Here is a 19,959-nt window from a genome sequence, read left to right as displayed (position 1 = left end):
GAGACTAGTATGAATCCTCGTTTTAATGCTCTACAACTAACCGGCAAGCGTAATCGATCTCTCGGAAAAGAATTAACCTCCGTCAGTACCTCTGAAATTTTTGCAACACATGTCTTCAATCAACATGTTATGCAAAAAATGTTACCAAGAGAAATCTTTCGAAATGTTCAAGAAGCCATAGCGGGTCGAGAAAAAATCATTCCCGAATATGCTGATCCCATTGCTTCAGCGATGAAAGAGTGGGCTACCAAGCTTGGAGCTACTCATTACTGTCATTGGTTTCAACCCCTAACAGGGGCTGCAGCTGAAAAGCATGACGCCTTTATCGATTGGGAAACTGAAGACCAAGTCATTGAAAAGTTTAGTGGCAAACAACTTTTGCAAGGCGAACCAGATGCTTCTTCATTTCCTTCAGGGGGATTACGTACAACATTTGAGGCGCGTGGTTATACAGGCTGGGATCCGAGCTCTCCGGTCTTCATTTGGGAGGGAGGGGATGGTGTAACTTTATGCATTCCTTCTATTTTCTTTTCTTGGACAGGGGATGTTTTAGACAGTAAAATTCCTCTTTTACGCTCAGATCGAAAACTCAATGAGGAAGTTTTACGCCTTTTAAAGCTCACAGGGATTGAAGCAACCCGAGCTTATTCAACCTTAGGGCTTGAACAAGAATATTTCGTTGTGGATCGGGGTTTACGCAATTTACGGCCAGACCTTGTGTTAGCTGGTAGAACAGTCTTCGGAGCACCCTCTCCAAAAGGTCAGGAGCTGCAAGATCATTATTTTGGATGTGTCAAAGATCGTATTTTGGCATATATGCGAGAATTTGAAGTGGCTGCATTCAAGTTGGGAATTCCTGTTAAAACACGGCATAACGAGGTTGCTCCAGCTCAGCATGAAGTGGCGCCTGTATTTGAAAAAGCCTCCGTGGCTGTTGATCACAATATCTTGTTGATGGAATTGATGCGACAGATAGCGCTAAAACATGACCTGTCGTGTTTATTGCACGAAAAGCCTTTCCAAGGATTGAATGGTTCAGGAAAGCATTGCAATTGGTCGATTAGCACGGATACAGGCATCAATCTTTTCGATCCTACCGATTCACCAGAAAACAATCTGCATTTTCTAATTCTATTAACGGCAACTCTATCGGCTGTTCATGAGCATTCGAGCCTGTTGCGTGCGGCTATTGGATCTGCCGGCAATGATTTTCGTTTAGGTGCTCACGAGGCTCCTCCAGCGATTATCTCCATTTATTTGGGAGATCAGTTAGAGTCGATTATCGAAGCGATCACGGCTCGAGGAACGATCTCTTCTTCCCCAAAGCACAAGTAAGACCATGGATTGCAAGTCAACCCAGATCAAACCAAAGATTATACAGATCGCAAACGCACCACCCCCATTGCCTTTACAGGGAAAAATTTTGAGTTTCGTGCATTGGGCGCGTCTGCAAATCCTTCTATGGCTGTAACTGTTTTGAATACAATTATGTCCAATAGTCTGCATCAAATCTTAAATGAAATTGAGCAAAATATTGGAGAAGATCGCTCCTATTCCAATAAAACACTTTTAGATGCTTCGATACCGATCATTCGTAAATATCTTCTGGCTTCACAAGCGATTCGCTTTTCAGGAGATAACTATAGTGAAAATTGGGAAAAGGAAGCCGCCAAACGCAATCTGCCTAACTTAAGAAAATCAATCGATGCCTTTGAAGCTTTTAAATTCCCCAGTTCTACCGAAGCATTTAAAGGGATTCTTTCTGGAAGCGAACTAACAAGTCGATATGAAGTACTTTTAGAGAATTATGCCCATACAGTGCGGATAGAAGCGAATTTAATGAAAGACATGTTTCAAACACAGATTTTACCCGTTGCCATCCGTCAGCAAAAAGAAATTGCTAAGACGATTTCTCTTTTGCAACAAATTAATTCAGGATTGGATAACACTCAGCAAAAAGAGTGGCTTTCTAAATTAAATCGATTGGTTGAAGAGGCGCTTCAAAATACCCATTTGCTCGATGAAGAGTGTCATGCTGCTGAAAAACTCTTTTTCAAAGACAAGGCACGCGCCTATTGCGATAAAGTGATTCCTGTTTGCCAAAAATTAAGGGAAATTGTGGATCAAATTGAACCTTTGGTCGATGATGGCCAATGGCCACTTCCGAAATATCGCGAATTGTTGTTCATGGTTTAGCCAATGGTTGAAAAGATCGGTATTTATGGAGGGACATTTGATCCTATCCATTTTGGGCATCTCAATCTTGCTATTCAACTAATGGAGAAGCATGATCTAGCAGAAGTGTGGTTTTGTCCGGCTCGAATCAATCCGCACAAATTAGATAAGCAAGTAGTTGATAGTCAGCACCGCCTAGCGATGGTGGCTATGGCAATTGAGCCTATTTCAAAATTTAAGCTTTTAGATATTGAAACCAAAAAAGAAGGACCTTCTTATACAGTTGATACTTTGCGTTTTTTGCATGCACAGGAAATGCTAAGGTTTCACCCTCGCCAGCTCCATTTACTTATGGGGGATGATCATCTAGCCGCCTTTTTCAAATGGAAAGAACCGGAACAAATTGTACAGTTTGCCCCACCGTTGGTTGGTTGCCGGCAAGAGGGCTGTTGTTGGGAAGGAGGGGATGATCCGATTAGTCAGGCCATTTCAAAAGGAATGACGATTACCCCTGTTATGGAGATTTCCAGTACAGAAATTCGCGCAAGAATTGCCAAGGGTCTTTATTGTGGCCATTGGGTCCCTGAAAAAGTACTGGATTATATAGAGAAATATCAGCTATACTCTAAGGATACTTATTAATCTGAATTTTATGTTTGTCTCATTTTTATCAAACAATGTTTTCTGCTGTTTTTATTTTTACAGTTGAGAAATTAAAAAAGAGACTTTTTTAAAAACTCAGTTAACAAAATCCGAGTTTAGGGGCTTAAAATATCAAGATGAATGATTCGAATGAAAAAATTCTTAATGTCATTGCACAAGCAATTTTCGATAAAAAGGGAAGTAATATTTTAGCGTTAGATGTGAGAGACGTATCGACTTTGACAGATTATTTTGTCATTGCAGAGGGTACCGTTGATCGTCACGTGACGTCAATTGCTTCAACCATCCTTGATGCTGTCAAACCTTTAGGGTTAACTCCTTTGCATGTCGAAGGAAAAGATGGGGAATGGGTTATTATCGATTTCGGCGATATCCTTATTCATTTATTTGTTCCCGAACTTCGTGAAAAATATGCACTAGAATCTTTATTCGGCAAAGCGCGAATTGTGGATCTCGTAATCGATTCTAGTCGCAAAATACCAGGGTAAAGTATTAAAAAAGGGTGAGACACGATGAGTAAAAAACGAATTGTTGTAACTGGAATGGGTCTTGTTTCATGTTTAGGGCATGAAGTCGATCTCTTTTATCAAAATTTATTGCAAGGTAAAAGCGGCATCACCCCCATTACTGGATTTCCTTGTGAAGAATATCCAACCCGTTTTGCTGGTGAAATTAAAGATTTTGATCCCGGTGAATACATCGATAAAAAACAAGCAAGACGTATTGATAAATTCATTGCTTACACTATTGTCGCAGGTAAAAAAGCCCTTGAATTGGCAGGATTAAACGCTCAAAAGCAAGAAGAATTAGACAAAGAGCGCTGCGGAATTATCATTGGCTCTGGCATGGGTGGAATGAAAACCTTCGTCGATGGAGTCCAAAATCTAATCGAAAAAGGTTACAAAAAAGTTTCTCCTTTCTTCGTTCCTTACATCATTACGAATATGGGCGGAGGCCTTTTAGCTAAAGAACTTGGCTTCATGGGACCAAACTATTCCATTTCAACAGCGTGTGCGACCGGTAATCATTCGATTATCGCGGCGGCTTCTCATATTCGCAGCGGTGAAGCTGATATTATGCTTTGCGGGGGAGCCGAGGCAACTGTTCTTCCTATTGGACTCGCAGGATTTAGTGCTTGTAAAGCACTATCAGAACGCAATGATGAACCGACAAAAGCTTCTCGCCCTTGGGACAAAGATCGCGACGGCTTTGTTTTGGGAGAGGGCGCTGGCGTTCTTGTTTTAGAAAGTCTTGAGCATGCTTTAGCACGAGGCGCAACAATTTATGCAGAGTATTTAGGCGGATCATCCTCATGCGATGCTCACCACATTACAGAGCCCCGACCTGACGGAAAAGGGGTTGCTTTATGTATTAAAAAAGCCTTAAAGGATGCGGGAATTTCTGCCGAAGATATCAACTACGTGAATGCGCATGCAACCTCAACTCCTGTTGGCGATATGGCCGAAGTCAATGCCTTAAAGCTGATTCTTCCAAACCCTTCAAAAGTTGTAATGAATGCAACAAAGTCTATTATTGGACATTGCTTGGGTGCTGCTGGAGGAGTAGAAGCGATTGTGACTGTAAAAGCAATTGCTGAAGGCAAAGTACATCCCACGTTAAATCTTGAAAATCCAGAACCTGGCTTGGATTTTCATGTTCCTCGAACAGCTGAAGAACTCACAATTAAAGCCGCTCTCTCGAATTCGTTTGGATTTGGAGGGCACAATGCGACTCTCGTTTTTGCACCCTACAACCCGAATACTCATGACTGATTCTACTCAACTCGATTTAAGCTATGGTGTGATTCCCCTCCAAAAAAAGGATGGGGAATGGCACGTTTTTTTAATTCAAATGCTCGCGGGCTACTGGAGCTTTCCCAAAGGTCATCCTGATAAAGGGGAAACGGATATTCAAGCAGCTAAACGAGAACTTTTTGAAGAAACAGGGTTATCTATTTCTCAAATTCTCTTTCCTCAGCCACTTGAAGAACATTACGAATTTCAGCGATCCGGATGGCGAATACGAAAAAGTGTTTATTATTTTGTCGCGGAAGTAACTGGACAAGTTGCTTTACAACCAACAGAAATTCAGAACGGAAAGTGGGTTTTGCTGTCAGAAGCCATTCAGCATGTTACCTTTCCGGAAGGTAAAGCTCTCTGTAGGCAAATCATTCAGCTACTGTCTCAACGATAAGAATAAAAATGGCATGGGCAGACTTTTTTTTGGCACAACAAAAAAAACGAGAAGAAAGCCATCGGAATCGATCTATAAAAAAGTTTGAAAAAGCTGATGGAGCGATTCTTTCTTATGACACAAAAACTCTTATCAATTTTAGTTCGAATAATTATTTAGGCCTTTCCACCCATCCTCATGTGATTCAAAAATCTCAATTATTTTTGAAAACATATGGCGCTGGCGCCATGGCTTCGAGAATCGTGTGTGGCTCTTGGCCCTACCATCAGGAAACCGAACAAAAACTTGCAAAATCAATTGGAAAAGAAGATGCACTTCTTTTTTGCAGTGGTTTTCAGGCTAATCTGACGGTTTTGCCTGCTTTAGCGGACAGACAAACTCTTATCCTGTCTGATAGATATAATCACAATAGTCTCCTTCAAGGTGCCAAACTATCCCATGCAAAGTGCTTGCGCTACAATCACAACGATTTACAACATTTAAAGCGTTTGTTAACACAATATACCACAAGTTTTCAGCGTGTCCTAATTGTCTCTGAATCTTTTTTTGGAATGGATGGCGATCAAGCTGATTTAGATGGCCTAAGCCAGCTCGCTAAAGAATTTAAGGCATTGCTATACGTGGATGACTCCCATGCTTTTGGAGTATTAGGCCCAAATGGAATGGGGCTTGCTGCTAATAGAGAGGATGTCGATATAGTCATGGGAGCCTTTGGAAAAGCTGCAGGATGTTTTGGCGGTTTTATTGCGGGCTCACACATTCTTAAACAGCATCTTGTTAATCAATGTTCGGGTGTGATGTTTAGCACAGCTCTACCGCCCGCTATGGTAGGCGCTATTGCGGGGGCTTTAGACATGATTCCTAATTTAAATAAAGAAAGAGAAGTGATCCAAAATTTAAGTCTTTTCTTGCGTAATGAAATAAGAAAACTAGGATATGATGTTGGAATAGCTAAAAATCATGTGATTCCTGTCTTGATTGGGGAAGATGAAAAAGCGTGCTCTCTTTCTACATTTTTAGAAACTCAGGGGATATTAGCACTTCCCATAAGACCTCCTACAGTTCCAGAGGGCACTGCGCGTCTTCGGTTATCTCTATCATCGGCTCACACGACTTTCCACATTGAAAAACTCTTAGAGGCTCTTTGCGTATGGAAAACATTAAAAAATTGATCGCTCAAAATTTTTCAAAGGCAGCCATTCAATATGAACAAGAGGCTATTCTACAGAAAATGTGCGCGGAGCGACTTGCTCAGATAATAAAGAATTATCAGGCCATAATTGTGCCTGGAGCTGGTGCCGAAATTGGATGTGGAACCGGTTTTTTAACGAAACAGCTATTAACACTATTTCCAAGCAAACCGATGGATATTACAGATTTATCCGTTCAAATGGTGGAACAGTGCAAATCTAATTATTGCCATTCCAATTTAAGCTTTTCAGTGCAAGATGGAGAAAACTATCCCCAGAAGGCCTACGCATTTATCGCTTCTAATTTGGCTTTTCAATGGTTTAGTCGATTCAAAGAAAGCTTCTCTAAACTGCAAGATTCCCTAAAACGAGAAGGCATTCTCTTTTTTTCGACCCTCGTTGAGGGGAGCTTTGCTGAGTGGAAAAACATCTGTCAGGCTTATCATCTTCCTTATACAGCGAATCCTTTACCAAAAGTTGAAGACTTGGAAAGTATTTACCCTGAGGGAGTATTCGAAATACAAACCTATTCTCTATTTTATCCTTCAGCCCTTCATTTTTTTCGCCATTTGCAAAATATTGGGGCCTCAACCTCTGTGGGCAAACAACTTGCACCTCTAACCTTAAAACAATTGATTAAGGCCTGGAATCACGAGAGTCCTTCTGAAATTACGGTTTCTTATCGAGTGGTTTTTGGAGTAATAAAAGTTTAATAGAAAAACCCAATTGATTTTGGGTGTTTTTATTAAATTAAGGCTAGGATATGAAACAGCCAACCCGCCTTGATGTCCTTCATTCTCTTCTATCTAAATTTTCCTTTACGGCTAAGGAAGCAAAAGCGCATGGCATCTCTTCTGCAATTCTGGCTTATTAAATGGATATATTTTTTGCATTAAGTAAAGATTTTTCATTACGTTTTCTTCGCTAGTTCTATCCCCCAATTTTTTTTCTGCCTTTATGTTAGCTTTTCTCTCATTTTCATCTTTTTGAATTTGGCGAAATTCGGAATTATGGATTTCTTGGTTTTCGAAAAAATCTTAAAGCAAATTCATTAATGCTACTTTTTGTATATTGTCCGATCGTTAAATCAGCTTTTTGATCGTGTATTTTTTTTCCACCAGATTCAAATGAAATGACTTTACCTTATAATCCCTTCGAATACCATCTTCACCCAAAGCAATCACACGTCTATTATCAAAACGCACAAGATGTAAACATAAGGAAAATGAGAGATCCCCTTCCAATAGTGTAAAAGATGAATTTTGACCTTCGGCATCTCTATTAAAAAAATAGAAGGATCCATCCAATTTGATGAAACAGGATTTAAATCGCTTAAAAATTTATGGGTTGCTCATTTAAAAAATTTGGGAAAAATAGCGCTAGACCTTAAACTTCCCCAAGATATTCACGAAATTATTCAAGAAATCAACTCCTATTTGATTAAACAAAGGGTAATTTCGAAGAAATAACCATGGAGAATTCTCATGCACAATGCATTTCCTTCCCAATTTTTTGTGACTGGAACAGGAACGGATGTTGGAAAAACAGTCGTATCCGCCATTTTAACCTATGGATTAAAAGCGGCTTATTGGAAGCCTATCCAAACAGGTTCAGAATATGGAACGGATACCTTTTTTGTCAAAAAGGCAACTCAATTACCTGATCATCATTTTTTTTCAGAGGCCTATTGCTTTTCTAAACCACTTTCCCCACATGCTGCTGCAAAACTTGAAGGAGTGGAAATTGACTTAGATTTAATTAAAATTCCACAGACATCTCTGCCGCACCTGATTTTAGAGGGCGCGGGGGGAATACTCGTTCCACTCAATTCGGATCAAACTCTTTTAGATCTATTGCGTCTTTTGAATATACCCATATTAATTGTTGCTTCAACCACTCTTGGAACGATTAACCACACCCTAATGACCATTGAATGTTTACGAAATGCCGGTATTTCAATTTTAGGCGTGGTCATGAATGGTCCCAAAAATGATGTCAACGCGCATGCCATTTCTCACTATGGAAAGGTCACTATTTTAGCGGAAATCGAACCGCTTGCATCTGTCTCTCCTCAACATTTACTTCACGCATACCAAGCTTTTTGCTAAAGGTTCTCTATGAAAAATTCTCCGATTTGGCATCCCTTCACCCAAATGAAAAATACTTTATCTCCTTTGAAAGTTGTTAAAGGGGAAGGTCCATATTTAATAACAGATGAAGGTCAAAAGATTTTTGACTGCATTTCTAGTTGGTGGGTGAATATCCACGGACATGCACATCCTCGCATAGCTGAAGCCATTTATGCCCAAGCTTTACAATTGGAACATGTGATATTCGCCGGATTTACGCATGAACCTGCTGAGCAGGTAGCTGAAATGGTATTAGATGTTTTGCCCAATCATTTTTCAAAAGTGTTTTTTTCTGACAATGGTTCGACGGCAGTAGAAGTTGCTTTAAAGCTGGCCTATCAATATTGGCGCAATCAAGGGGAGAATGATAGACGGCTTTTCTTATGTTTTGAGGGAAGCTATCATGGTGACACTTTAGGTGCTATGTCAGTCGGTGAGCGTTCACTCTTTACATCACCGTTCCAGGATTTGTTATTCAAGGTTCATTTTGTACCCTATCCAACCACACATATCGATGATGAAGATATCGAAGATAAGGAAGCTAAAGCTTTAAAAGCTGTTGAAGACTGTTTTCTTTTAAATCCAGGTCAATACGCAGCTGTGATTATTGAACCCCTTGTTCAAGGAGCTGGTGGTATGCGGATGTGCCGGCCACAGTTTTTGGAAAAATTACAAAAACTAGTAAAAGATTATCAGACGTTGTTGATTTACGATGAAGTCATGACGGGTTTTGGAAGAACAGGGGAGTGGTTTGCTTGCCAAAAAGCTAAAACATCTCCCGATCTCATCTGCCTAGCAAAGGGACTAACGGGGGGATTTTTGCCTCTTTCTCTCACCGTTTGTACAGAGGAAATTTTTGCAGGCTTTCTGAGCGATGACCGAATGAAAACCTTCTTTCATGGACATTCTTATACAGCCAATCCTTTAGGATGTGCAGCTGCTTGTGCATCACTAAAACTTCTGCATGAATCAACAGCCATTTTTCAACAAATGGAAAGCCATCATAGAGGCCACTTGAAGCAATTACAAAAGCAGCATGCTACCGTTAAAAACATTCGAACTTGTGGAACAATCGCAGCCTTTGATGTTGTTACGAAACAGGCGGATGGCTATCTAAATGATATCGGTTTAAAATTGCGTGAATCTTTTTTACGTGAAGGTCTTTTAATTCGACCATTAGGAAATACAGTTTATTTAATGCCACCTTATTGCACAACCCATATACATCTCAATCAGATTTATCAGACCATAAGTGAGGAATTAAAAAAAATCAGATAAAATCGATCGCTGTTTTTTAATTCTCCTATGGAATTTTCCTATTTGAGAGGATTTTAAGCGTTTCAAGTTATATATTTTGATGTAAAAAATATGCCTGATTTCTCTAAAGTATGAAATAAATCAAATATTTTCTATTTAGAATGAGGGAGGGATATGAAAATTTATAAGAAATACAAGAAATACGATTTTCCGGTGGATGATATTAGGCGCTTTTTGGAGCCTGGCCCGATTGTCTTAGTTAGCTCCGCCTGGAAATCTGAGCAGAATATTATGACGATGGGATGGCATATGGTGATGGGATTTTCGCCATCTCTTATAGGTTGTTATATATGGACAGAGAATCATAGTTTTGAAATGATTTATAAAAGTAAAGAATGTGTATTTAACATTCCAACGGTTGATATGGCTGATACGATTGTGGGAATAGGAAATACGACAGGAGCTGAAATTGATAAGTTCAAAGAATTTGGTTTAACGGCAGCAAAAGGAGTAAAAGTTAGTGCTCCACTTATCCAAGAATGCTATGCAAATTTCGAATGTAAACTGATAGATTCCAGCCAAGTGAAGAAATATTCTCTTTTCATTTTTGAAGTTGTGAGGGCCTATGCGCCGCGTAGACCTAAATATCCAACAACCATTCATTATAGGGGAGATGGGCAGTTTATGGTTTCTGGAAAATCTCTTAATCTGCGTAAAAAATTCAAACCAGAAATGCTTTAATAAAATTTTCTTGGAGGATTTAGCTTGAATTTGAATAAAAACTTTTAAAGTGTTTCCCTTGGTAAAAATCACAATCCTAGTAATTCATTTAGTTCTTCCATATTGAATTTAACAGGTGGTATACTTTGGTTAATTTGATCGACTATTTGGAAGCATTTTAAAGATCGGAATGCAGTTACAAGAGGACGTAATACACAGAATTTATCTTCATCGTTAATAATTTTTTTGGCAGCCCGATGCACTCTATCTAATTGCTCTAATGAAGGAGATGCTTTTATGACATTTACGAGTGCAGTCCCTTTTTCTTTTCCAAGTTCTGAAAAAGAATCCACTAAGTCCAAAGCTTTATCTAACTCTTTTAAAGCTATCAGCTTATTGGAAACTTCTAATCTAAGATTATTTTTCTCATGCGCATCAAAAGGAAAAAAATTAGATTTTATAATTTCATCTAATACATTTAAATCTGAAGATTTAGTTATAATCTCGGAAATTGCACAACGTTTTCTAAAACAAACTATCCCTATAGTCTCGGACATTATTTTAGCCAGATTTAGAGCTTTTTCTGCATGATTTAACTTAAGATATTCTTGAATAAGCTCATGTTGGATTTTAGCTTTTTCTTCCTCATTAGTCATAGATAAACATTCAAAAGAAGATATCTCTAGATCTAAGAGAGCTAAAAAATCTTTAAATTCATGCGATCTAAAATCTTTAATATCAATATGTTTCGCATCTTCTTTTTTTAAGGACTGCAACATCGACAGAAGTTCAAATTTTTGCGTTTTTATGAATGCAATCAAATTAAAGGATAAATCTCGATTTTTGTAGTTCTCAGCAATTTGTAAGCATAAATTTGTTAATTTTTGCGAAATCTCTGGGTAGTGCTCATGTACTTGACATTTTATGCAATCGATTAGTTCTAAAATTTTGCGCTTTTCTCTCTGTTCGCAAGCTGATGTAGCAAGTAACTTCCATGTTCGATTTATAAGAAATATAGGCGGAAGATCTTCTCTATTAAGGAAAGATAAGGTGTGCATGATTAATTCAGGGGGAATGTTTGTAAAAACCCCTAATGCTGGTTCTTCAAAAGTTTGATAAATATTAGTAGTTTCTGAAGGCTTTTGGACGAACATAAAATTCTTCTCTTGGATTTACTAATTTAATAACTTTTCAATACTAAACTATGATAATACATTTAATTGAATATAAAGCGATATGATTTTTTTAATTAAAATATCTATTAGCGTAAATACAAGAATGTTGCAGGTTATTTATGAGCACTTTGATAGGTAGGTATTTCAATGGGTTGTGGCTTTTCATCTATATGATCTAAAAAAAAATAAGCAATATTTTTTTTTTAAACATTCATTTATTTACATTCATTTTATTGATTTATATTCATTGAATTACTATCGTCTTGCCAGAATATTTGTCAAGGAGCATGCAAGTGGCCGTACCCCTATGTAAAACTGAAGCAAGTTATCGAGCTCACTTAAGCAAATTGGAGAAAAAAAGCGATCTACCTCAAGCTTGCCTAAATACAAAATGGGGAATTTCATCAAAACCAGATAGTATTGTTGTTGGTTGGCTAAAATGGTTTATTTCTCTTCTTCCGAAAGTTCATTTAGCTCAAACAAATTCCTTGAAGGTTGCTAAAAGCATTGAAAAATTTGCTCATAAAAATGCATTTTTTTTTACAGATCTTGATCAATTACAACTTGTAGAAATTGTCAAAAAACTTAAAAAAAAGAGCCTGAAAAAAAATAAAAAAGCATTTAATAAAATCATTGATCGCATCAATGCAATAAAAACCACTCAAACATTTAAGCATGTTTCGGATTTCCCTCCCGAAGTACTTTTGCCTATTTTCGACTATTTAGGAAAGGATTGGAGAAATGCCACTCTGGTCAATTCTCGGCTGCGAGAAATCGCAATAAACAATCGTATTAGAGATGAATCCCTACTAATTAACAAATTACATGATTTTTTAGTTGAGCATATTCAATCGCAAGAAAATTTAGAAGATGCGCTAGGGAAATCGAGAAAGGATTATATTCAGGAAGTTAAAAAAAATTTTGATTTTTCTGAGGTTACAACGCTTTCTCAATTAAAAATTTCCATTTTTAAAGAAAGATTAAAAATTTGGTATTTGATTAAAAATTTTACAGAAGAAGAATTAAAAAGCCTGCAAGAATCTTCTAAAAATCTGAGGATGCCTTTTTTATTTGACGATATTTTTGAGCAAGAAGAATCTTTAGAAAAAAATCTAGCAATAACTGAAGATTTTATTAAGAATGGTTTATACACTGAAATAAGTCATTATTTAGATGAAATTTTTAAGGATGATCCATACAACCTTCAAAGAATTTGTTTAAAATTAACTCGTCATGAAGAGCTTGATTTTGCCTTAGCTATGGCGAATACAATACCTAAAGCAAGTTATGGCAATGTTTTTAAAATGCTATCAAAAAGCTTGATAAAAAAAGGCCGAATTGATGAGGCTGTGGAACTAATGGATAAAATTTACGATCCACTTATACTTCGTGATATAGCAGTTAAGCTGGCAAAAAAACAGCAATTCGATCAGGTAAGGAAACTACTGAAAAAAATTTCAAACCCTACAGATACACTTCGTAGAATAGCAGTTGAATTTGCAAAAAAACAGCAATTCGACCATGCAATGCAAATGATATGTGAAATTTCAAATCCGTATGACCAAAATAGAACTAAAAAAGATATTTGCAAAATCTTTATGCAAAATAAGGATTTTACAAATGCCAAAAATTGTGCTCTTTCAATTTCGAACGTAGCTTTTAAAAACATTGTTTTAAATGATGCGATTAATTTTTGCTTAGATAAGAATTTAATTGAAGAGGCTCTGGATTTTGCTTTTGAAGTTCCACGCAACGGTTTTAAAAAACCAACACTTCGTAGAATTTGTCAAATTTTTGTAAATGAGGGCCTTTTTGAAAAGGCCTTGAATTTTATGAAGGTGTTTCCAGACGACGAAGATCAAAGCTTTTTTGAGATGTTTGCAAAAGAACTGATTGGAGAAAAAAATCAATTACAAAAAATTAAAGAATTGGCTTTTTCGATTTCCGATGAAAAAATGAAATCACTCAAAAAAAATGAAGTCACACAATTGCGAGCTTTGAGAAAAATTTTGAGTCTTATGGAAAAAAAATTTTAGGATTACTAAAAGTTGGCGATCATGCCGTTTTCGTTAACTAAATGGCTTGGACAAAAAGTATGTAGAGGAGATTGATCTTGCATAAAACAAACGATTTGGATCAATTTAGCTTTTTGATACAATTCGCATTCACTTCGTATAAATAGAATGCTTGCCAATTTTTAGCTTAGTTCTGAGGAAAAATGAAAATATATGACGATCAACTAATTGTTGTCACTGGTGGGGCTGGTTTTATTGGCTCTGGGGTGATACACCATTTAAACGACAAGGGACTTCGCAATATTGTCGTTGTGGATGATCTCGGAACAAGTGATAAATGGAAAAATCTAGTCGGCAAGCAATTCATTGATATCATATCCAAACATCATCTTTTTGAATGGCTTAAAGGAAAAGAGCATCTTATCGACGCTTTTATTCACTTAGGGGCTTGCAGCAGCACGGTGGAAAAAGATGCTAACTACCTCTTGGAGAATAACTATCGCTTTACTGTCCATCTCGCCGAATATGCGATCAAAAATAATCACCGGTTTATCTATGCTTCCTCTGCTGCGACGTATGGTGACGGATCCGATGGATTTCAAGATAGCCACAATGAGCTTCAAAAATTAGCCCCACTCAACATGTATGGATACTCTAAGCATCTTTTTGATCTATGGGCTTCTCAACAAGAAATCTTAGATAAAATCGTAGGCTTAAAATATTTTAATGTTTTCGGACCAAATGAGTGGCACAAAGGACGTATGGCTTCTGCCATAATGCACGTGGTTCCTATGGCCTTGAAAGAAGGGAAAATCCGTTTATTCAAATCAAATGATCCTCATTTTTCAAACGGGGGGCAACAACGAGATTTTATCTATGTGAAAGATGTGGCTCGCATGACCTGTTCCTTTTTAGATAATGATGTAACGGGAATTTTTAATATAGGAACAGGGATAGCTGAAACGTGGAATGATCTTGCCAAGGCTATTTTTAAAGCGTTAAATCTTCCAGAAAACATTGAGTATATTGACATGCCACCTGATTTATTAGGCAAGTATCAAAACTATACATGTGCAGACATGTCTAGAACATGGGGTGTTTTAGGCGATCTAGCAAAATGTACTCCTCTCGAAGAATCTGTAAAAGATTATGTTCAAAATTATTTGCTTCCGGAGAAAAGATGGTAAGACTGACGGGCTCAATTAGCCAACTTTCTAATCAAAAAGTAATGGTCATTGGAGATTTCCTCCTTGATACGTATACAATAGGAAAAGCGCGTCGGATTTCACCCGAAGCACCAGTCGCTGTGATCCAAGTCGAACGGGAAGAACATCGTCCTGGAGGTGCTGGAAACGTTGTGTTAAATTTACTTTCTCTTGGTGCTCATGTCATTGCTGTTGGGCGTATTGGAGAAGATTTATCAGGTAAATTGCTTGCAGAGACACTCCAAGATGAAGGGATTTCTACTGCGGGGCTAATGATTCAAGCCGGTTACCCAACACCTGTTAAAAATCGCGTGATTGCCGAAAATCAACAAATTGTACGGGTGGATCATGAACGTATCTTGCCTATTCCAGAGATGCTAGAACAACAAGTGATAGAAAAACTCTCTTCGCTTTTGGAAGACGTGAAAGTTGTGGCTATTTCAGATTATGGCAAAGGCTTTTTATCTCCTACATTGCTGAGTGGGTTAATGGCTGAAACGAAAAAAAGAGGCATTCCTGTTATTACAGACCCTAAAGGAATTGATTTTACTAAATATCAAGGTTCCACGGTCATCAAACCAAACCTCAAAGAAGCTTATGAAGCCGTGAATCTACCCTTTGAAACCTCTTTGGATGAAGTGGCTAAACGGGTTCTTAAATTGACACAAGCCGAAGTTTTAATGATTACACGTTCTGAATGTGGAATTTCTTTGTTTTATCCCAATGGGAAACGAGACGATTTTCCTGTGGCTGTTCGGGAGGTCAAAGATGTGACAGGAGCTGGGGATACAGTCTTGGCCATACTCGCATGTTCTGTTGCTTCAGGTTTATCCTTAGGGGAAGCAGCACAACTTTCCAATGTAGCTGCGGGTATTGCCATTGAACGTTTTGGTTGTGCTCGGGTGACTATATCTGACCTAGCCCATCGATTATTAGAATTAGATGTGGATAATAAAGTTTTTAATGAAAATCATTTCTTCGCACTTCAAGAAGTTTTACGAGGAAAATTTCTAGCAATCATTGGCTTATCGAGTAAAGATGGGTTTAGTGCGGCACTTTTTGATGCCATTCAGCAATTGAGACAAAGAGAAAACTGGAATGTTTTGGTGAACGTATTAGACCGAGAACCTCTTCCTGCTTTTATTCAAATGCTGGCTTCCCTGCATACGATTGATTTTATCACCCAGCAAGACAGCATGGAAAAACTGACTTCTATCATGCAACCCAATGAAGTCTATTTAGCTGCTTCAAATGGGTTGCAAAAGATCGAGCCTATAGTTATCTTTTAAATAGGGATTACTTTCTTGGTTCTCTTTTTAAAGAAAGTGACTGTAAATAATCTTTAATGTGTTCATCCCTAGTTTTAACTGTGGCTTGTTGCATTCCGAATTCTTTTGCCTGTGCCTCCAGTTTTTTAATATTTTCTTTGATGAAACTATTAAATTCTTTCGTATCTTCAAAAGAAAACATTTTTAGAATTGTCGCATTTCTAGGTATTGGTGGCGTCGATTCAGTTTCTTTTATTGCAACCAAGGGCTTGAGAATCTTTTCAAAAACTTCACCAAGATTTTCTGCTTTATTTTCTGATCCACCAATAATAATCGCTCGAGATAAAACACCTGGAGCAGGGAGTGGGGTGAGTCCTTTTTCTTTAAATTTATTTTCAGCAGTCCGTAAGTTTTTAAAATTTTCACCTGGATCAAAAACATTTTTCAAATACTCATTTGCATCTTTTCCATCTTGTGACAATACATTAGCTGTCTGTTTTAGCCTGTCAATCGAGGTGCTGCTTAAGGTTGAGTAGATAGCCATTCCTGTGCAAAAATCGCCCATTTCACATGCATCTTTCCCAACTTGGGCGTAAAAAGAAAGAAGAGCAGCTCTTTTGCCAACATTTTTTTCTCCGAGTATTTCTTTGCCTACAGAAAAAGAAATATTTTGTGAAAAATTAGCCAAAGCATCGTAAGAAGGAACTTCCCCTTTTTTATCAATTTTTTTTGTTGCTAATCCATGTAAGTCTAGATTTTTAAAATAAGCATCTGCTTCCCTTCGCAAAGTTGAAGCAATTTCTTTAGTTAGCTCTTTATTAACAGGCTGTTTTTTTGCCAAATCAGATAATTTACTTACAGATTTGGATGAAACAGCGTCAATCTCCGATTTAGGGGTGAATTGAGGTGGCACGGCTTTTTTAGTTTCTTCTTTTGGGGCAATGTTATCTAATTTCATATTATGTAGGCCTTGAAGTTGCTCACCTTTAGCCATACGATGACTTGCAATAGCCTTTCCGATGGGGCTTCTTTCAAGAATTTGCGTAATTTTTGGCGTGGGAGGCAGGGGTTTAGCACGCTGAGTTAAAATATCGGGTGCTGAGTGTCGAACGGATGACGGAGCTGGAGATGCAGCTCTTCTCTGCGGAAAAGACTGTCTTTCAGTGACTTGACCAGTTTGACTTGCTTCTACAGGTTTTCTTTGTGGAAAAGACTGCCGTTCAGTTACTTTACTTGAAGGTTGACTAGGGGGAGCAGGCGGTGGCTTTCTTGTAGCAAGCGACTCACGCGAAGTCATGATTAATTGATCTGTACTAGGAGCGCTTCTAGAAGGAAGGGACTGGCGCCTATCCACAAGAGGAGGCTTTGGAGCTGTTGGAAGAGGGGGTGGTGTCTTGACTGCTGGCATTTGTTTTAAAGATTGTGATAAACCCTTAATTTTATCTGTCACTTGAGCCAAGCTATCGCCCGGTTGCGATTCGACAAATTTACGACCTGAACTTTTAGCTTCCATCGCAGGTTTTTTTTCAAGAGAAGCTTTATCGCTACCAGAAGAGACTGCACCAGGGGGAACAAAGGGCTGAACCAAACTGCGATTTGGAATTTGCATATTTTCCATAGACGATACCTCAGATTCTTATAATTATACCGAGTTAAACATCCTACTTTCTATTTTATTACTATAAATTTATATTGTCAAATAGAGGGAAAATTAAATTGCTATTGAAATTTTGAGCTTATTTAATTAATGTTCAAATTAAATGCCAAAATCAAGCAAAGAGGTAAATTATGTCTGAGCCATTTCATTGGCAATGCCATCCCAAAGCCGAAGCCTTCGTTCTTGAAATTGTTGAGCATGCTACTCATTTAAACCCTTTTATCGAGCAACTAAACCTCCATTTGCTTCAGCAGACAAGCACACGTCTTTTTGACTGGGTTGATCATGTTGTGATTGGCTATTCTCCTTTAATTGAAAATCAGCTCAATGAAGCAGGATTTACAGCAGAGTTTGCCGCCCCGACTTATCGTGTATTTTCCCATCCCGGAGCCCAACTCCCTCGCGTGATTTTAAAAGATCAGGAACAAGAGGGAATTGGAATCGCCTTAAAAGTTGAAAATATTGCAGACTTTTTAATGGTTCATACAATTTCGGGTTGGATTGAAGGAAGTCCTTATAGTGGATTTCGTCGATGCCTAATTTCTACACAAAATCATTGTAAACTGTGGGTGGTTGAAAGGCGGGGAACATTGACCATGGAACCTACTTATCCTCCAGAAACTGATCAAATCAATTACATAGATGCCGTCGAAAAATGGCAAAGTAGGCCGCGTGTTTTGGACGATGAAAATCAAGCAATGCAGAGAGCTCTTTTGCTTGCTGAAGAAATTGTCGAATTGGTGGGGCGCGATTTAGCCGCTTGGATTGTTTTAGAGGTTGAAAGAAAGTATTGGCAGCTGAAAAATACGGCAGGGCAAATTCAAAAAAATCGGCAAGATCGTCTTGGATTTGGGTGGGCTAATCACGACCACCACACATTCCGATCTTCAAGAGAAAGATTTCATTCCCTTGTGCGTCTTTTTGAAATCTTAGGATTTCACTGTCGAGAACGCTTTTATGCTGGTCAAGAAGCTGGCTGGGGAGCCCAAGTAATGGAAAATTCTCGCTGCGGCCTTGTTCTTTTTTTAGATGTCGATCTTTCGGCTGAAGAGTTAGAATTCGATTTTTCTCACCATCCTTTGCTCCCTAAAAAGCATCTGGGAACGGTGGGGTTATGGTGTGCTCTGCATGGAGATTCCATTTTACAATCGGGTATGCATCATCTAGAAGCTCAGTTTATGTTTGATCAGTTAGCACATGATTTAAATTCGCAAGGGATCAAGATGATGGATCCATTCAGTTCCTTTCCCTATTTGAGGCAAGCTTTTACTGCCGGTGAAAGATGGCACGTTAATCCTCATCGTATTCAAAGACTTGTTGAAGAAGGGAAGATTTCACATGAAGAAGCCGACAAGTTTTCCAAAGAAGGGGCTATTGGAAGTCATCTGGAAAATCTTCAAAGGCGAGAAGGTTACAAAGGTTTTAATCAAAAGAATGTGAGTTATATTATCAAAAAGACAGATCCTAGAACGATTCAATTGTGAGAGCTACTTTTAAAGTAGCTCTCATCTAGGTTATGATGAAATGCTAAAGGCGGGTGCTTTGAAATATTTTGGCTGGGACCAAAGTTGTGTTAACGTTTTAGAAGCAGGGGGTTCACCTTTGCGATCGACGATAACTATTCTGCTATAGGTTAATTCTTCATGAAGAGCATTCATCGCATCCTGAAGATCGGTTAAATTTTCAGTCAGTTCAGAAATCAACATTTCTTTATGCTTTTTAATCGTCACATGAGCTTCTAAATAGATTTCCTGAACTTTATCTCGAGTGTCCTTGTCATATGCATCTAATTCTAATGTAAAGGGAGTCTCAATTTCTTCATTCAATTTTTTAATGAGATTGTTATTATCTATGAAAATTTTTTCTACACGATCAAATAAATAGTTGTAACTGATGGCATATTCACCTTCTTCCATAAATTTTCTTCCCGTTTCTAAGATCGCAAATTTTTTTTCAGCCTTTTCTTTAGGAAGCGTTTCTGTTCTATAGTCATGAATTTTTGTTTGGAATAACTTTACATCCTCTATTAAAGAAGAAATTGATTTAAGATTATATAATTGAATCCCAATAGATCTCGTATGCCAATTTGCAAATTCAAGCTTGGCAAGAACACTCTTAGTGAGCAAATTGCGGGCATAGTGCTTAATAAGCGTATTTAGTGAAGAATAGATATAGGCATTTCGATGATTGAGCCTCTCATAAATATCACCCTGACGGGTGTTGTCGAACACATTTAATTCATTGAGGTGGTCGTGTATTGTTTTGCTGAATTTTTCATTATTCAATGTTGTGCGTTGTCGTTTGTGATCTTC

The 19,959-nt window shown here is 38.0% G+C and carries 18 protein-coding genes; 15 read left to right on the top strand and 3 right to left on the bottom strand.

The features are described from left to right. Window positions 1–9 precede the first annotated feature (9 nt). The 11 genes from AB7E63_RS01950 (at window position 10) to AB7E63_RS01900 (ending at window position 10,348) form a co-directional block, all read left to right on the top strand. Window positions 10–1,335 (top strand): glutamine synthetase III, encoded by a 1,326-nt coding sequence (locus AB7E63_RS01950; protein ID WP_428418553.1) that lies wholly within the window; start codon window positions 10–12, stop codon window positions 1,333–1,335. Between the two features lie 9 nt (window positions 1,336–1,344). Then, a complete protein-coding gene (locus AB7E63_RS01945) occupies window positions 1,345–2,196 on the top strand; it encodes a hypothetical protein (RefSeq protein ID WP_428418551.1) in 852 nt (283 codons plus the stop codon). 3 nt (window positions 2,197–2,199) lie between these two features. Then, a complete protein-coding gene (gene nadD / locus AB7E63_RS01940; protein ID WP_428418549.1) occupies window positions 2,200–2,817 on the top strand; it encodes a nicotinate-nucleotide adenylyltransferase in 618 nt (205 codons plus the stop codon). 137 nt (window positions 2,818–2,954) lie between these two features. Continuing rightward, window positions 2,955–3,326, top strand: coding sequence for a ribosome silencing factor (rsfS, locus tag AB7E63_RS01935; protein WP_006340839.1), 372 nt, complete (start codon window positions 2,955–2,957; stop codon window positions 3,324–3,326). Between the two features lie 24 nt (window positions 3,327–3,350). Continuing rightward, a complete protein-coding gene (fabF, locus tag AB7E63_RS01930) occupies window positions 3,351–4,610 on the top strand; it encodes a beta-ketoacyl-ACP synthase II (RefSeq protein ID WP_006340838.1) in 1,260 nt (419 codons plus the stop codon). Continuing rightward, on the top strand, window positions 4,603–5,031 hold the full coding sequence (locus AB7E63_RS01925) for a bis(5'-nucleosyl)-tetraphosphatase (RefSeq protein WP_006340837.1): 429 nt from the start codon (window positions 4,603–4,605) through the stop codon (window positions 5,029–5,031). The genes fabF and AB7E63_RS01925 overlap by 8 nt, the downstream gene beginning before the upstream one ends. Before the next feature lie 8 nt (window positions 5,032–5,039). Continuing rightward, entirely contained in the window at window positions 5,040–6,203 is a 1,164-nt protein-coding gene (locus AB7E63_RS01920) for an aminotransferase class I/II-fold pyridoxal phosphate-dependent enzyme (protein ID WP_006340836.1), read from the top strand. Continuing rightward, on the top strand, window positions 6,182–6,934 hold the full coding sequence (locus tag AB7E63_RS01915; protein ID WP_006340835.1) for a methyltransferase domain-containing protein: 753 nt from the start codon (window positions 6,182–6,184) through the stop codon (window positions 6,932–6,934). Before AB7E63_RS01920 ends, AB7E63_RS01915 begins: the two co-directional genes overlap by 22 nt. 771 nt (window positions 6,935–7,705) lie before the next feature. Beyond that, window positions 7,706–8,329, top strand: coding sequence for a dethiobiotin synthase (gene bioD, locus AB7E63_RS01910; protein ID WP_006340833.1), 624 nt, complete (start codon window positions 7,706–7,708; stop codon window positions 8,327–8,329). A 9-nt stretch (window positions 8,330–8,338) separates the two neighbouring features. Beyond that, window positions 8,339–9,628, top strand: a complete 1,290-nt coding sequence (bioA, locus tag AB7E63_RS01905) for an adenosylmethionine--8-amino-7-oxononanoate transaminase (RefSeq protein ID WP_006340832.1) — start codon at window positions 8,339–8,341, stop codon at window positions 9,626–9,628. Between the two features lie 153 nt (window positions 9,629–9,781). After that, complete coding sequence (locus tag AB7E63_RS01900; RefSeq protein ID WP_013924902.1) at window positions 9,782–10,348, top strand: flavin reductase family protein; 567 nt, start codon at window positions 9,782–9,784, stop codon at window positions 10,346–10,348. 68 nt (window positions 10,349–10,416) lie between these two features. On the opposite strand, the gene AB7E63_RS01895 is transcribed toward AB7E63_RS01900, so the two are convergent. Then, window positions 10,417–11,481 carry a hypothetical protein gene (locus AB7E63_RS01895; RefSeq protein ID WP_006340830.1) on the bottom strand — a complete coding sequence of 355 codons (1,065 nt, stop codon included), beginning with the start codon at window positions 11,479–11,481 and terminating at the stop codon, window positions 10,417–10,419. Window positions 11,482–12,497: 1,016 nt separating this feature from the next. Between AB7E63_RS01895 and AB7E63_RS01890 the strand changes: the two genes are divergently transcribed. From AB7E63_RS01890 to AB7E63_RS01880, 3 genes are all read left to right on the top strand, one after another. Then, window positions 12,498–13,538: a hypothetical protein gene (locus AB7E63_RS01890; RefSeq protein ID WP_232503270.1), complete on the top strand. Its 1,041-nt coding sequence runs from the start codon at window positions 12,498–12,500 to the stop codon at window positions 13,536–13,538. Window positions 13,539–13,720: 182 nt separating this feature from the next. Next, window positions 13,721–14,704, top strand: coding sequence for an ADP-glyceromanno-heptose 6-epimerase (gene rfaD / locus AB7E63_RS01885; RefSeq protein WP_006340827.1), 984 nt, complete (start codon window positions 13,721–13,723; stop codon window positions 14,702–14,704). After that, window positions 14,698–16,011, top strand: coding sequence for a bifunctional heptose 7-phosphate kinase/heptose 1-phosphate adenyltransferase (locus tag AB7E63_RS01880; RefSeq protein WP_428418544.1), 1,314 nt, complete (start codon window positions 14,698–14,700; stop codon window positions 16,009–16,011). Before rfaD ends, AB7E63_RS01880 begins: the two co-directional genes overlap by 7 nt. A 7-nt stretch (window positions 16,012–16,018) precedes the next feature. On the opposite strand, the gene AB7E63_RS01875 is transcribed toward AB7E63_RS01880, so the two are convergent. After that, entirely contained in the window at window positions 16,019–17,608 is a 1,590-nt protein-coding gene (locus AB7E63_RS01875; protein ID WP_428418542.1) for a RasGEF domain-containing protein, read from the bottom strand. Window positions 17,609–17,778: 170 nt separating this feature from the next. Between AB7E63_RS01875 and AB7E63_RS01870 the strand changes: the two genes are divergently transcribed. Further along, complete coding sequence (locus AB7E63_RS01870; RefSeq protein ID WP_428418540.1) at window positions 17,779–19,131, top strand: hypothetical protein; 1,353 nt, start codon at window positions 17,779–17,781, stop codon at window positions 19,129–19,131. A 30-nt stretch (window positions 19,132–19,161) separates the two neighbouring features. On the opposite strand, the gene AB7E63_RS01865 is transcribed toward AB7E63_RS01870, so the two are convergent. Next, a partial coding sequence (locus tag AB7E63_RS01865) for a hypothetical protein (protein ID WP_428418539.1) occupies window positions 19,162–19,959 on the bottom strand: 798 nt, incomplete at its 5' end.

Origin of the sequence: Parachlamydia sp. (assembly GCF_050255895.1) — a bacterium.
In the GTDB taxonomy this organism is placed as follows: Bacteria; Chlamydiota; Chlamydiia; order Chlamydiales; family Parachlamydiaceae; genus Parachlamydia; species Parachlamydia acanthamoebae.
This window is presented reverse-complemented; position numbering and strand designations above follow the sequence as displayed.